The organism is Lysinibacillus sp. YS11 (assembly GCF_002896375.1).
Lineage (GTDB): Bacteria > Bacillota > Bacilli > Bacillales_A > Planococcaceae > Lysinibacillus > Lysinibacillus capsici.
In genome coordinates this window covers 3,443,291-3,458,265 of record NZ_CP026007.1, presented here as the reverse complement: position 1 = coordinate 3,458,265, position 14,975 = coordinate 3,443,291, and the positions used below count along the sequence as shown (strand labels likewise).

Annotated in this window: 12 protein-coding genes; 8 read left to right on the top strand and 4 right to left on the bottom strand. The window is 38.1% G+C overall.

The genetic code is table 11. The features are described from left to right. The first annotated feature begins 29 nt into the window (after nt 1-29). The 6 genes from LBYS11_RS17255 (at nt 30) to LBYS11_RS17230 (ending at nt 7,675) form a co-directional block, all read left to right on the top strand. Nucleotides 30-848, top strand: coding sequence for a DUF1444 domain-containing protein (locus LBYS11_RS17255; protein ID WP_081011002.1), 819 nt, complete (start codon nt 30-32; stop codon nt 846-848). A 2-nt stretch (nt 849-850) separates the two neighbouring features. After that, on the top strand, nt 851-1,465 hold the full coding sequence (ytpR, locus tag LBYS11_RS17250) for a YtpR family tRNA-binding protein (protein ID WP_048393499.1): 615 nt from the start codon (nt 851-853) through the stop codon (nt 1,463-1,465). Nucleotides 1,466-1,727: 262 nt separating this feature from the next. Beyond that, nucleotides 1,728-4,883: a DNA translocase FtsK gene (locus LBYS11_RS17245; protein WP_103118668.1), complete on the top strand. Its 3,156-nt coding sequence runs from the start codon at nt 1,728-1,730 to the stop codon at nt 4,881-4,883. 229 nt (nt 4,884-5,112) lie between these two features. Continuing rightward, complete coding sequence (gene murC, locus LBYS11_RS17240; RefSeq protein ID WP_004226102.1) at nt 5,113-6,426, top strand: UDP-N-acetylmuramate--L-alanine ligase; 1,314 nt, start codon at nt 5,113-5,115, stop codon at nt 6,424-6,426. Between the two features lie 109 nt (nt 6,427-6,535). Continuing rightward, on the top strand, nt 6,536-7,039 hold the full coding sequence (locus LBYS11_RS17235) for a DUF948 domain-containing protein (RefSeq protein ID WP_048393503.1): 504 nt from the start codon (nt 6,536-6,538) through the stop codon (nt 7,037-7,039). Nucleotides 7,040-7,174: 135 nt separating this feature from the next. Beyond that, nucleotides 7,175-7,675: a YtxH domain-containing protein gene (locus LBYS11_RS17230; protein ID WP_004226105.1), complete on the top strand. Its 501-nt coding sequence runs from the start codon at nt 7,175-7,177 to the stop codon at nt 7,673-7,675. Nucleotides 7,676-7,728: 53 nt separating this feature from the next. Here LBYS11_RS17230 and pilM read toward each other — a convergent pair whose 3' ends face one another. After that, on the bottom strand, nt 7,729-9,882 hold the full coding sequence (gene pilM, locus LBYS11_RS17225) for a pilus assembly protein PilM (RefSeq protein ID WP_048393505.1): 2,154 nt from the start codon (nt 9,880-9,882) through the stop codon (nt 7,729-7,731). 173 nt (nt 9,883-10,055) lie between these two features. Here pilM and LBYS11_RS17220 point away from each other — a divergent pair, with 173 nt between their 5' ends. Both LBYS11_RS17220 and ccpA read left to right on the top strand, forming a co-directional pair. After that, nucleotides 10,056-11,141 (top strand): bifunctional 3-deoxy-7-phosphoheptulonate synthase/chorismate mutase, encoded by a 1,086-nt coding sequence (locus LBYS11_RS17220; protein WP_004226108.1) that lies wholly within the window; start codon nt 10,056-10,058, stop codon nt 11,139-11,141. Nucleotides 11,142-11,315: 174 nt separating this feature from the next. After that, nucleotides 11,316-12,320: a catabolite control protein A gene (gene ccpA, locus LBYS11_RS17215; RefSeq protein ID WP_048393506.1), complete on the top strand. Its 1,005-nt coding sequence runs from the start codon at nt 11,316-11,318 to the stop codon at nt 12,318-12,320. A gap of 178 nt (nt 12,321-12,498) precedes the next feature. Here ccpA and LBYS11_RS17210 read toward each other — a convergent pair whose 3' ends face one another. Genes LBYS11_RS17210 through LBYS11_RS17200 form a run of 3 tightly spaced genes read right to left on the bottom strand, consistent with a single transcriptional unit; the run spans nt 12,499 to nt 14,963 of the window. Next, a complete protein-coding gene (locus LBYS11_RS17210) occupies nt 12,499-13,659 on the bottom strand; it encodes an acetoin utilization protein AcuC (protein ID WP_048393507.1) in 1,161 nt (386 codons plus the stop codon). Then, the gene (locus LBYS11_RS17205; RefSeq protein WP_048393508.1) at nt 13,659-14,306 is read right to left on the bottom strand and encodes an acetoin utilization AcuB family protein; all 648 of its coding nucleotides are present in this window, start codon (nt 14,304-14,306) and stop codon (nt 13,659-13,661) included. The genes LBYS11_RS17210 and LBYS11_RS17205 overlap by 1 nt, the downstream gene beginning before the upstream one ends. A gap of 24 nt (nt 14,307-14,330) precedes the next feature. Further along, the gene (locus LBYS11_RS17200) at nt 14,331-14,963 is read right to left on the bottom strand and encodes a GNAT family N-acetyltransferase (RefSeq protein WP_036078398.1); all 633 of its coding nucleotides are present in this window, start codon (nt 14,961-14,963) and stop codon (nt 14,331-14,333) included. Nucleotides 14,964-14,975: the final 12 nt, after the last annotated feature.

Below are 14,975 nucleotides of genomic sequence, written 5' to 3'. Positions count from 1 at the left end.
TTTCATTTTGAAGTTAGGATGTGAAAAAGATGAAGCGAATGAAGTCTGAACAACTAGTCGAGCTATTAAAAAAGCAATTAACTGAAGAGAAATATGAATTTCATTTTGATAAAAAGTACGATAAATTACGCTTGAATCATAAGACAATTGAAAAAGGGATGGAGCTCTCCTTACCTGGGATCTTAGCAAAATATAATGACAAGCAAGAGTCAGCGATTGAAGAAGTTATATATACAATTGAGCAAACCTTTAATGCAATGGTACAAGAAAAAGAACAGGGTTTCCAAACGACTACACAGATTTATCCCGTGATTCGTGCCACTTCTTATCCACAGGCATCGAAAGAAGGGCATGCCTTTATTACAACTGAGCATACAGCTGAAACGCGCGTTTTTTATGCACTCGATTTAGGTAAAACCTATCGCTTTATTGATGAATCCATGCTAGAAGCCTTACAATTAACGGTAGAACAAATTCGAGAAATGGCACGCTTTTCGGTGAAACAACTACCAACCGCCTATAAAAAAGATGAGGTAGCAGGTAATATTTTTTATTTTGTCAATGTGAATGATGGCTATGATGCTAGCCGTATTTTAAATGAGAGCTTTTTAAAAGAAATGCAGGCACAAGTAGAGGGCGATATGACATTATCCGTGCCTCATCAAGATGTATTAATTATAGGTGATATTCGTAATGAAACAGGGTATGATGTATTAGCACAGATGACGATGCATTTCTTTGCAGTCGGTACTGTACCGATTACGTCATTATCTTTTATTTATGAAGATGGAGAACTAGAACCAATCTTTATCTTAGCAAAAAACAGAGTGAAAAAGGAGCAAGAATAACAATGAACGTATTTTACAACAAAGAGCATGTAGGAGATGTCTTACTAGTTCAACTAGCAACGGAGGCTATTGTGAAAACAGAAGTAGAACGTGCTGGTGATATTGCTATTTTAAGGGAAGCTCAAACGGGAGAAATTAAAGCCTTCAATTTATTTAATGCGAGCAGTTACATCCAAACAGATGCTAAAGGCTTAGTAGAAGTGACACCAGAATTAGTAGCACAGCTAGCAGTGGCAATCGAAAAAAATGGAGCTAATATTAATCTTGATGTTGATTTTTCACCAAAATTTGTGGTTGGTTATGTAGAAACAAAGGACAAGCATCCAAATGCTGACAAATTGAGTATCTGTTCAGTCAATGTAGGAGATGAGATACTACAAATTGTATGTGGAGCTCCTAATGTAGAAGCAGGTCAAAAGGTAGTTGTTGCGAAAATTGGTGCCGTAATGCCTTCGGGAATGCTTATTAAAGAAGGAAATTTACGTGGTGTTGAGTCTTACGGCATGCTTTGTTCAGCGCGTGAATTAGCGATTCCTAATGCACCATCTGAAAAAGGAATTTTAGTATTACCAGAGGATGCTATAGTTGGTAGTGCTTTTGAATCACCAACTAAATAAAAATTCCCCTATTTAAAAAAGAAATTATTAAAATTTAAATGTTTTATCATGATATTATTCCTTGTGTCAAGGTGAAATGCCCTAAATCGTTATGTTACTAATATGCTAGTAGCATAACGATTTTTTTGTTTAGAATGAGCCTCTAAATGCAAGTTTCAAGACCGTTTTTATGGTATGCTTTTTGATGTAGACATTGAGCTATTGATAAATTTAAAACTAGACAATGCTATAAATGAAGTGTAAGAGAAATGAGTGAAACGAAGTGAACTGGTTTAAAAAACAAATTAGTAAATTTATTAATAAAGAAGATGAAGACTATGAGTATGAAGAATATTATGAGGATTATGGAGAAGTTCAGTCGGAGCAATTACATACACAAAAAGAACCACCAATCGCTAAGCAAAAGACTTTCCGTTTCCCTTTGATTGACGATGATGAAGGTGAAGGTGAAGCATCCTATACGCACTCAAAAGAAATGTTTGATCAAATGGAAGATGATGATTATGGACAAATTGGGGATTTATCGTTACCAAAACATTTAAATCATCATATTGTCGATTCTAGTGTTTATGATGTTGAGGTTTCAGGAATTCGAGATTTACTAGCAAATCGCTCTAAACGTACAGGTAGAAAAACAATGATGAAAAGTCAGCCTTCAGAACAAGAATTTCGTTCAAGAGCAAGCTTAGTGTTTCGAGATGCACAAAATGAAACAGCTACTATAAGTCCTATGACTGCACCTGCACCAAAAGAAAAGAGTCAGCGAAAAGAACAAAAAGTTGAAAATATTATGCCTGAGAATCGCAAACGATTTGTTCCAACAGATGTGCCTTCACCTGTCTATGGTTTTGCAAAACCAAGTCCCATCAAAGATTTATTAGATAAAAGAAAAGAGGAATATGAGAAGCAAGAAACCGATGTACAGGCAGTTGAAAGGGTTACTGTTGCAAAGCCTTTAAAAGAAGCGACAACAAATGAGGTCAATGAAAATATACTAGAAGAAAAAGAGCCGGCTAGCACAAACCAAACGGTTTTAACGGAACACCATGAGATTATTCAATCGAAAGAACTTTCGACAGTAAGTGAACCAATTATTTTTGAGGAAGAACTGTTGGTTGAAGAGAACGATGATAAGGAAAATTTGTCATCAAATGTAGCTGTGCCTCAAACGACTTCTTTTGCTATGGATTTTGAAGGGCAAGAGAAGGAAGCTGTTGTTCAAGATCAAACAGTTCAACAACTTTCAGCAGATCAATCGGAAATCCATGTCAAAGAAATGATTGTGGAACAAGTACAAATAGAAAATTCTACGATCCATATTGGAGAAGTTACTGTCGTTCAACCGTCAATGGATGACCAATCTCCTGATACTGCATCGAGGGAAGAAAAAAGTCGAATTCCATTTAATGTACTAATGTTAAAAACAGATAAAGAAAAATGGAGAATCCAACAGCAATTGAAGATGGCTCAGCAGCCTATACGTGTAGAGAGCATGCCAGAAACAGAGAAAAACAAACTTGTGGATGTGATGCCAGAAAAATCATCGTCCTTAGACAGCATGACAACAAATGAAATGTCCGTTTCACCACCAGAAGATGACAACGATTTCCATATGTCAGAGACTGTTCAATTGCAAGTAGATGGTCCAGTGCAACTTGAGGTAAAAGATGAAGTAGAAAGTGTCCCTACAACAAGTAGTGCTGAAGAGCCTATTGCTGTAATTACAATGGCTCCTGTTACATCAATGTCAAGTATCTCAACAAATGAAAGAATAGAAATTGAAAAAGCAGCTGCTGATGAAATTTCTGCAACTATTGAGCCAGAGCTTGAGTTAGAACCAGAACTTGAACTATCTTCAGAACGGGACCAAGTGTCAGAACCAGAACTAGCTATCGAACCTGAAGTAGTTTCAGAAATTGTAGAGTATGCTCGGGTAGAATCTGTTGAGAATCAAGTAGCACCACAAGAAGTAGAAGTAGAAGCTGAGATACCAGCAAAGCCTATACACGTCTATCAAAAGCCAACGGATGAATATCTAGAGCCACCAGAAGAAAAAACACAGGATACGGATTGGATGGAGCAACAGGGCGACACATTAGTCGAAGCACTATCCTATTTCCAAGTTTCTGCTCAAATTGAATCGATTATGCAAGGTCCTGCTGTTACTCAATTTGAAATAACGGTGAGCCATGGTACAAAGGTGAGTAAAATTCGAAACTTAGCAGATGATTTAAAACTTGCCCTAGCAGCAAAAGATATTCGTATTCAAGCACCAATTCCTGGGAAGAGTTCGATCGGTATTGAGATCCCAAATAGAGTATCACGTGCTGTTCGCTTATCTGAGGTAACAAATAGTGCCTCCTTCGTTGAGTCAGATTCACCATTAGAGGCAGCATTAGGACTTGATTTGACTGGAAAACCTGTTACGTTAGATCTGCGTAAAATGCCACATGGCTTAATCGCTGGTGCAACGGGTTCGGGTAAATCCGTTTGTATTAATTCTATTTTGGTTAGTTTATTATATAAAGCTGCACCACACGAGCTAAAACTCATGCTGATCGACCCTAAAATGGTAGAGCTGGCGCCGTTTAACCATATTCCGCATTTAGTTAGTCCTGTCATTACAGATGTAAAGGCGGCAACGGCTGCACTAAAATGGGCAGTTGAGGAAATGGAGCGTCGCTATCAACTATTCGCTCATGCAGGTGCACGTGATATTACACGTTTTAATGCCATAGCTGATAAAAATAATGAACATAGCCTGAAGTTGCCTTACATTTTAATTGTCATTGATGAGTTAGCAGATTTAATGATGATGTCTCCAGCAGATGTAGAGGAGGCCATTTGCCGTATTGCTCAAAAGGCACGTGCATGTGGTATTCATTTAATTGTTGCAACGCAAAGACCTTCAGTGGATGTTATTACAGGGTTAATCAAATCAAATATCCCTACACGTATTGCCTTTGCAGTTTCCTCTCAAATTGATTCTCGTACCATTTTAGATGGGCAAGGAGCTGAAAGGTTACTTGGTCGAGGGGATATGCTATATTTAGGTAATGGTATGTCAGCGCCCGTGCGTTTACAGGGAACTTTTGTTACAGATGATGAAATTGAATCGATTATTGAGCATGTTCGTGAACAGGGTGAGCCTGATTATATTTTCGATCAAGAGGAATTATTAAAGAAAACAGAGGTGTCCGCAGAACAGGACGATTTATTTGAAGATGTTTGTCGATTTGTCTATGAGCAAGGTGGCGCTTCTACCTCATTGATTCAACGAAAGTATCATATTGGCTATAATCGTGCTGCTCGTTTAATTGACATGTTAGAATCACATGGTTTTGTTTCGGAAGCAAGAGGAAGTAAGCCACGTGAAAGTTACATTACAGAAGAAGATTTAATTACTATGTTTGAATAAGAATTGCATTGTTTTCGTCTAGATTATCTAATTTACGTCGAATTTAGTTTTTTTAGAAAAGTTACACATCTATCCTTATGCATAAAAAGTGCTATAATAGACAAGATGTGTTGAATAGTACGTATTTTTTAACACTTGTGAAGGTATTAATACCTAACCATTCGTGAAATAATACGATACACCTAATAGATGATAGATGGGATATTGAAATTCCCGGGGGGTTTAATTAATGACAGTTTTTCATTTCACAGGCATTAAAGGTTCTGGCATGAGTTCGCTTGCACAAATCTTATTTGATGCTGGTGAACAAGTACAGGGCTCAGATGTCGATAAATATTTCTTCACGGAGCAACCGTTACGTGAACGTAATATTCCAATTTTTACATTTAATGCAGATAATATTAAAGAAGGTATGACAGTGATCGCAGGTAATGCATTTTCCGATGATCACCCTGAATTAGTACGTGCTCGAGAAATAGGTGTAGAAGTCATTCGTTACCATAAATTTTTAGGTGAATATATTGGCAACTATACATCTATTGCCATCACAGGTGCACATGGTAAAACATCTACGACTGGTTTAATGGCACATGTGGTAGGTGGCTATAAACCGACATCTTATTTAATTGGTGATGGTACTGGGGCAGGTCATGAAAATGCTGATTTCTTTGTAATGGAGGCGTGTGAATACCGCCGTCACTTTTTAGCATATAATCCTGATTATGCTGTGATGACGAACATCGATTTTGATCATCCAGATTACTTCGCTAATATAGAGGACGTATATTCTGCATTTCAATCATTAGCATTACAAGTGAAAAAAGCAATTATAGCGTGTGGTGATGATGAACAGCTTCAACGTATTCAAGCAAAAGTACCAGTTGTGTATTATGGATTTGGTGCTGAAAATGACTTTGAAGCTCGTAATGTTGAAAAAACAACTGAGGGTACAAAATTTGATGTTTTTGTACGTAATGAATTTTATAGCACTTTCTTTATCCCATTATTTGGGGATCATGCTGTTTTAAATACATTGGCGGTTATTACGCTATGTGAATATGAAGGCATTTCTCCAGATATTATTCAGGAGCGTTTACACACGTATAAAGGTGTAAAAAGACGTTTTACTGAGACGGATATAGGGGATAATGTTTTAATAGATGACTATGCACACCATCCAACGGAAATTCGCGCGACAATTCAATCAGCACGACAAAAATTTCCTGAACGTGAGCTAGTTGCGATTTTCCAACCACATACATTTACACGTACACAAGCTTTTTTACAAGATTTTGCGGATAGTTTGAGCCTTGCAGATACAGCCTATTTATGTGATATATTTGGCTCTGCGAGAGAAACGCAAGGCGCGCTTTCTATTCATGATTTAGCGTCACTTATTGAAGGCAGTGCAGTGATTACCACTGAAGGAATTGATATATTAACAAAACATAATGGCGCAGTATTTTTATTTATGGGCGCTGGTGATGTTCACAAGTTCCAAGATGCTTTTGAAGACGTGCTTAAAAACAATGAAACAGCTTAGTCCGTAGGGGTTAAGCTGTTTTTTCTCAAATTTAAGCAGGAATTCCGTTTTTTTTGTCGAAGATAGGGAAAGTAATAGTAAAGACAATTTACTAGCAGGAGGTCAACTTATGGAAGTGATTTTGTATATTGCAGCCATTATTGCTGCAATCGGTTTTTTAATTTTATGTGTGAGCGTGGGCATGACATTATTCTCGCTTAAATCCATCTTAAACAGCTTAGCAGGGACATTATCTGGGATTGAAGGCCAAATGGAAGGCATTACACGCGAAACAACTTCTTTATTATCAAAAACAAATAGCTTAGCAGAGGATATTCAACATAAATCTGAACAATTAAATTCAGTTGTTCAAGCTGTTAAAGGTATTGGTGACTCCGTTAATGGTTTAAATAATTCTGTTCAGCAGATTACTACTTCTGTCTCTAAAAGCGTAGAACAAAATGAAGAAAAAATTGCACAAGTTGTACAATGGAGTAATGTTGCGATGGGTATTGCTGATAAATGGAAAAAGCGAAAAATCATCGAGCAGGAAACGGTATCACCTGATGCCTATGCATTTGAAACTGTGCAAGTAGAAGAAACACCAAAAAGAAAATGGGGTCGTAAAAAATGATAATTATTCAGTGAGTATTGTATGCTGGCTGAATAAAAATAAAGTCTTAGACATATAAGTTGAAGATGCATCTGTGAAAATAGATGGACAACCAGTCTAGACAAATTTGATAATTAGATGGGGAGGAATTGTTGCATGACAACTCAAAAGCCAAATTTTAACGAAGTAAAGGAACAGCAGCTTGAAAGTTCTTTGCCTCAGCTTTATCATCCGCAAGACTCGATTTATGAAGAGGAGCGTGTAAACATGAAAGATTTTGTGATTGGCGCATTAGTTGGTGGAATCGTAGGGGCTGCTGCAGGTCTACTGTTAGCTCCAAAATCAGGAAAAGATTTACGCAGTGATGTGGCTGTACAAGCTGTTCAGCTAAAAGATAAGAGTGCAGACTTCTCGACAACTGCAAAAGATAAAACAGTTCAACTTTCTAAACAAATTCAAGAGCAATCTACACAATTAGTAGAGAAAGTAAAAACACTAAAAACGGCAAAAGCACCAACTGTTTTTGATGATGGTACGGTTTCCTTTGAAGGGGAAGAACCATTAGAGGATTATATTCCAAGTGAGGAACCAAAAGCCGAAGAAACGACAGAAAAAGCAGATCAAAAAGAAGAAACAAATGAAGAAGTTCGTGCATAATGCATAATATAAAGGGATACGTTACAAGATAAAGTTGTAACGTATCCCTTTTTTTAAATGATAGGTGTAGCTTCTAATATTATTTCTAATTGATCACCACCAAATATCTCTGTATCAAAGCTCGCTGGCTGACCATTTCTTAAAATCGTAAAATTCCCCTTAAAGGCACTTGGCAGCTGCCAATTAGAGAATCGGAAAACATCTTGATAAATCCAACGACTACGATCCTTTTCTTTAAATACTAAAGTCGCTCCATTGGGTACAGTGGATTGTGGTGACACAACCATTTTATTAACAATCGCTTCATTTGCAGTCTTCTTTAGTTCCAAAACTTCCTGTTGGAAATGAATAATGATTTTATCCTCTAGCAAAAGATTCATTTGGTCTGCGATATGCTGTACTGTTGGTAGAGATGGTTGTTGGAAGCTTATCACATCTCCATTTTGTACAGCATAGCTCAATTTGGCTACTTTTCCATTAATCATTAGCTGAGAAGAGAACTCTGGTAAATATAAAGGTTGTCCATCTACTTGAATCGTATAGGACTCAAATTGCTTTAACAAATGCCAATTATTAGTGATTTTGAATACATCCTCAATTGTTTCGGCAATATCAAAAACGACGATATCACGATCATTTAAAACGGTATCGAGTGATGCAGAAGAGTTATTGACAGAAATTTTGGGCTCAATCACATATTTGGTGTTTTGGATTGTCACAGTCTTTATTGCTGCATCATCTATAAGATCTCTTACTGTAGCCGTCGCCTGTTGCCCATCTTGGCCTTCTATTAACTGAATGGCATCTCCAGTTTTAATCAGGCTTTTTGTTGATGCCTGTTGCCCGTTTACCAATATTTCAGCAGGCTGACCATGTCCACCTGGTATAAATATGTCCTGTCCGTTGACACTGATAGATAGTCCATGTCCTGGTTTTCCATATAATTGCTTTGCACGAATATTTGCAGCTAGAAAGGCATCTGCAACAGTCATTTCTTTTAGTTCAAAAAGGCGTACCACTTGGTTATTGACTGTTAAACTCATATATTGAATCGGCATTTTTTTAGCAGCAATGGCAATACCAATAGGTGTGACTAATTCAGGTGAGGCTTTTATATGATCTTCTTTTGTTAAGTTTTGAATAGCATCAATGCCTCGAACAGCAATACGATTAGCTGGTAAATCTAGAACTTGACCTAGTTCTGTAGTAAGGTTGGGTGTTAAACTACCGCCACCAACCAGCATAACGGCTTTGGGTGCTACTCGATTATTGAGTCGTAGAATTTCTTCTCCGATAGACTTCGCCAACTGTTTCACTGCAGGCTCAATTGCTAAAAAAACCTCTTCCTTTGGATAGAACTGATCAAAGCCTAGAATATCTTGAATCAATATCTCTTCAGAGGTTTGTAGCTGACGTTTAGCCTCTTCAGCTACAGGGAAGTCTAGCAAATAGTGGTCGCTTAAAGCTTCTGTTATTTCATCGCCAGCTGTAGGGACCATGCCATAAGCTACAACTGTACTTTTATCCGTAATGGCAATATCTGATGTACCTGCCCCTATATCAACAAGTGCCACATTTAGGCGACGCATCGTTGGAGGAATCAGCACATTAATGGCAGCAATCGGTTCTAACGTCAATGCTTCCATCTCTAAATCAGCTCGTTTAAGAGCGGCAATCAATGATTCCACAACTACACGAGGTAGAAACGTTGCTATCACTTCGATTTGGGCTTCATCCCCTTGTTGATCCAGCAAGCTTCCGATCTCCTCGCCATCCAAGCGATAATACAGGACTGAGTAACCTACACAATAATAGTGGCTAATTTTTGCATCCTCTTTTTGTTGCAAGAGTTGCTGCTGTGCTTGTTGAACAGCCTGAAGTTCCAAGCGACTAATATCTTCTTCAGTAAAAATTGGTCGATTACGAATATTGATGGTCACACTAGCTTGTTCAGTTTTCAAAGATCGACCTGCTGCAGCGACACTTACCTTTGTGAGAGGCCCATGTTTCTCTTCAAGTTCACGTTTTATTTCATTAATTAATTCTGCCACATACATGACATTATGTATTTGTCCATCTACCATGGCACGTTCTTTATGCTCTTTTACTAAAATATCTTCCACATGAAAATGATCATTTTCTTCTTGGAGAATAATCCCGACCACTGAGCGAGTGCCAATATCAAGTGCGAATAGTTTAGAACTCAATGTAATCGCTTCCTTTCGCGTCATACTTGAAAATAATTTAGCGAGTTGAAGCGCTAAATTAAAAATGCGTGACATTCTGAACAACATTGATTATAATAATGCTATTATCTAAAAATGTAACATACATTTCAGAGTTCTGAAAGTGTCTGTCATGAGGAGAGGAGCAAGAAAGCATGAGCCAAAAAGATTTAGAAAGCTTACGTAGTCAAATAGACGGTTTAAACTTAGAAATTCTTCGTCTAATTAATGAACGTGCAGCTGTAGTTGATGAAATCGGTAAAATTAAAGAAAAACAAGGTGTGAATCGCTATGATCCGCTGCGTGAAAGACACATGCTTGATCTTATTAAAGAACACAATCAAGGTCCATTAAACCAAATGACGGTTGATTATATATTTAAGCAAATCTTTAAAACAGCTTTAAAACAACTTGAGGCTGATAAAAAGAAAGAGTTGCTTGTATCTCGTAAGAAGAAGTCAGAAGATACAATTATTAATATCAATGGTGAATTAATTGGGCAAGGAAAACCATCTTTCGTATTTGGTCCTTGTGCGGTTGAGTCTTATGAGCAAGTAGCAGCAGTTGCTGCTTCTATTAAAGCAAAAGGCGAAAAGTTAATTCGTGGTGGTGCTTATAAGCCACGTACTTCTCCTTATGACTTCCAAGGTCTTGGATTAGAAGGTCTGAAAATCTTAAAACGTGTGTCCGAGGAATATGGTTTAGGTGTTATTACAGAAATCGTGACACCAGGTCATTTAGAGGAAGCATTGGATTATATTGATGTCATCCAAATTGGTGCACGTAATATGCAGAACTTTGAATTATTAAAAGCAGCAGGTGCAACAAATAAACCTGTCTTATTAAAACGAGGTTTAGCTGCAACAATTGATGAATTCATTCATGCTGCAGAATACATTATGTCTAAAGGAAATGAAAACATTATCCTTTGTGAACGTGGTATTCGTACTTATGAAAAAGCAACTCGTAATACATTAGATATTTCAGCCGTACCAGTTTTAAAACAAGAAACGCATTTGCCAGTATTCGTAGATGTTACACATTCAACAGGGCGTCGTGATTTATTATTACCTTGTGCAAAAGCAGCTATTGCAATTGGTGCTGATGGCGTCATGGCAGAGGTGCATCCAGATCCATCTGTGGCATTGTCTGACTCACAACAACAAATGGACATCCCAACATTTGACGCATTCTATGAAACGCTACAAAAATTCATGAAAAACCATGAAATTCATGCTTAATTGTTAACAGCGAACACCGCTTGCTTACTTCGGCAGGCGGTGTTTATTATATCGTGACAAAATAATGTCTAGAATAGGACTATTAGTACTTGGTTTTTACGTAGTTCTTCTTGAAAATAATATGAAAATTATCGTATGATAAGGCTATAATAGGAAAAAAGGGAGGCACGTACGATGACTGTTACAATTTATGATGTTGCAAGAGAAGCAAATGTTTCCATGGCAACGGTCTCTCGTGTAGTCAATGGTAATCAAAACGTAAAACCAGCAACACGAAAAAAAGTACTAGAAGTAATTGAACGATTAGAATACCGTCCAAACGCAGTAGCGCGAGGTTTAGCAAGTAAGAAAACAACAACAGTTGGCGTGATTATCCCAGATATTGCAAACAATGTTTATGCGGAGCTGGCTCGTGGTGTAGAGGATATTGCCACAATGTATCGTTACAATATTATTTTAGCCAACTCAGATCAACATGAAGATAAAGAGTTACAGCTACTGGATACAATGCTTGGAAAACAGGTTGATGGTATTGTCATGATGAGTGATGAGGTTACAGAAAAGATGCAGCAAACGATGGATCATTCGCCAGTACCAATTGTGCTTGCAGGCTCTGTGGATGAATCCCAAACAATTGCAACTGTGAATATCGATTATTTCCAGGCGGCTTATGAAGCTATTTCATTACTTATTCAAAATGGCCATACACGGATTGGTTTTGTAACTGGCCCACTTTCGTATACAATTAACGGAAAATTCAAGCTAGCAGCCTATAAGAAAGCATTGCAGGATGCTGGTTTACCAATAGATGAAGCATTAATTGCTGCAGAAGAGTCCAGCTATGATATGGGCTTAGAGGCTTGGGAGATTTTATCTGCTCTTGAACAGCCACCAACAGCTTATTTTGCAGGAAGTGATGAATTGGCCATCGGTTTAATTCATGGCGCACAAGATGCGGGCAAAAATGTTCCAGAAGATATTGAAGTTATCAGCTTTGAGAACTCAAAGTTAGCACGAATGGTTCGCCCACAGTTAACAAGTGTCGCGCTACCGCTTTACGATATTGGAGCTGTTGCAATGCGCCTGCTGACAAAATTAATGAGCAAGGAAACTGTCGAGGACGAAGCGGTTATTTTACCACACCGTATTGAGCATCGACAATCTGTCAAAAGTAAATAATGATACTAACACGTAAATCGCTTATGAAGGATTTGCGTGTTTTTATTTGCTGGATGGAACGTCAAAAATAGAGGATAGCGTTTCAAAAGTGAGGGATAGAACAAAAGAAATGATGGATATACCACCAAAAGCATTCATCTAATTTAAAAAGCCCCACGAATAACGTGAGGCCAAGAAATTAATCCCGTCTTTCATTCCGAATAATATGTAGCGATTTGGCTAACATTTGAGCATTCTTTTCCTCTATTTCCGCTTTACGAGGAATTGGCTCATATAAAGGAATCGGATCCTCCCATGTTGGAATAAAAGGAACAGGTGCTTCTGGTTGCCAGCGATCCAGCCATGCTTGAGGGAGTGGCCCCATTGGTAACGCTTGGTCAGTCATTTCCAACCATAACATGGACCAGGCACGGGGCACCACTCGCCAAATATCGTAGCCACCGCCCCCCACTGCAATCCATCGACCATCACAATACTCATGTGCTAATTGATGAGCTAGCTTAGGAATTTCGCGATAAATATTCATTGTTCCATGTAAATGTGTTAATGGATCAAAATAATGTGCATCTGCACCATTTTGTGTTAATACAACATCTGGCTTGAAAAATTCAAAAATCTCTCGCATTGACTGTTCATAGATCTCTAGGAAACTTTCATCCTCAGTAAACGCATCCATTGGAAAATTAAAGGAGGTTCCATAGCCTTGCCCATTGCCGCGCTCAGTAATATTTCCGGTTCCAGGGAATAGATAACGACCAGTTTCATGTATGGACAGTGTACAAACATTAGGATCCTCATAAAAGCTCCATTGGACACCATCCCCATGATGAGCATCTGTATCTACATAAAGTACACGAGCGTTGTACTTTTCCTGCAAGTAACGAATAGCCACTGTGCTATCATTGTAAATACAAAAACCTGATGCACGACCACGGAAACCATGATGGAGTCCTCCACCAAGGTTAAGGGCGTGTTCGGCTTTTCCTTCCATTACATAATCAACAGCGGTTAAAGTTCCACCAACTAGCTGTGCACTTGCTTCATGCATATTTTCAAAAATAGGGGTATCTTCAGTGCCAATCCCATAGCTTTCACATTGTGCTTCTGATAATTCACCATGTCCTGCTTTTTTTACAATATCTATATATTTTGAATCATGTGCAAGCAATAGCTCTTCTTCCGTTGCAACACGTGCTGGTACAATATCTACATCATCGAGTGCATTAATATTTTTTAGTAGATCCATAGTTAGCGTCAAGCGTTTATGATTGAAAGGATGTGTATCTGAAAATTTATATCCGAGTTGTTCTGGCGAGTATACGAATACGGCCTTTTTCATTATAGCGAAACACCCGGTAAATTTGGCCATAGGACATCAAAGCCCTCTTTGCGTAGATCTTCAATCATTGCTAAAGGATTTAGTGTTTTTACTCGGACGCTTAAAATTTTGTTTTGTGTATTTTCAGAGTCAGGATAAACTAAGACGCTTTGGACATTGGCATGATGTTGATGAAATATTTTTGTAATTTCAAATAAAACTCCTGGGGTATCGGATACCCGAATCTCGATTTTTGACCCAGGCTCGGTAGCACCAGTCAGCTCTATATATGTATAGAGTAAATCTGTTGTCGTAACAATGCCTACCAATTTTCCACCAGAGACAATAGGTAAACAGCCTATTTTTGATTCGTAAAACGTAAGTGCCACCTCTTCAACAAAATCTAGTGGATGACCTATAAGGGGGTCTTTCACCATAATATCCTCTACTTTTGCATTAAAAATAGGAGAGTTTGGTTCATCCTGCAAAGATGAGGGCAAGACCTCTTTAATATCTCGTTCAGTAATTACACCTAAAACGTGGTGTTCATCATCTACAACTGGTAAATGACGAACTTTCTTTTCACGCATTAACTTTAGTGCCTCCTGCACTGTATTGGTAGGAGCTAATGTATAAGGCTTATCATTCATAATTTCTTCTACAATCATATATGCATCCCCTTTGTATTAGTTTTAATACATGAAACGATTTCTAAAACGAAGTCTATCAAATCTTTCCATTGTCTCAGGAGGCACCCGTTTTCCTTCGCGCGCCATCAGGCAATTGGCTGGATGTGATGTAATTTCAGGATCATCTGTTGCAAAATATTCGAAACCAGCAGAGCTCATCATTTTCTCCATCATTTTGCGGTAATCCCAAACATTTAAACCAGTTCCTTTTAAATCCCAATGCCAATAGTACTCGGTAGTAATCACAAGATAATCTTCCATTTCATCCCCCATAAATGAAACGGCTAGTAGCGCCTTCCCAGCACCAGTACCACGGTAGTCAGGAATGACTTCAATGGCACCTAATTCAATCATGTCATCGATACGATCTTCTGCCCATCGTTCAAGTGGATCAGGGTAAAGATAGGTAACATAGCCTACAATAATATCTTCGTTTCGAATAATAATAATTCGGCCTTCGGGTAGTCCAGCAATTTCTATAATGGCCTGCTGTTGCTGTTTTGGAGGTCTGAAGGCAACCAAGCCTTCATGGAATGAATATGTAGCTAATTTTTCTGGAGGCACAGGTCCTTCCACATACACAGTACCATGCTTTGTTTCCTTTGTGACAGAAAAAAAAGTTTTTTTATGTTCCATAATTACACCACC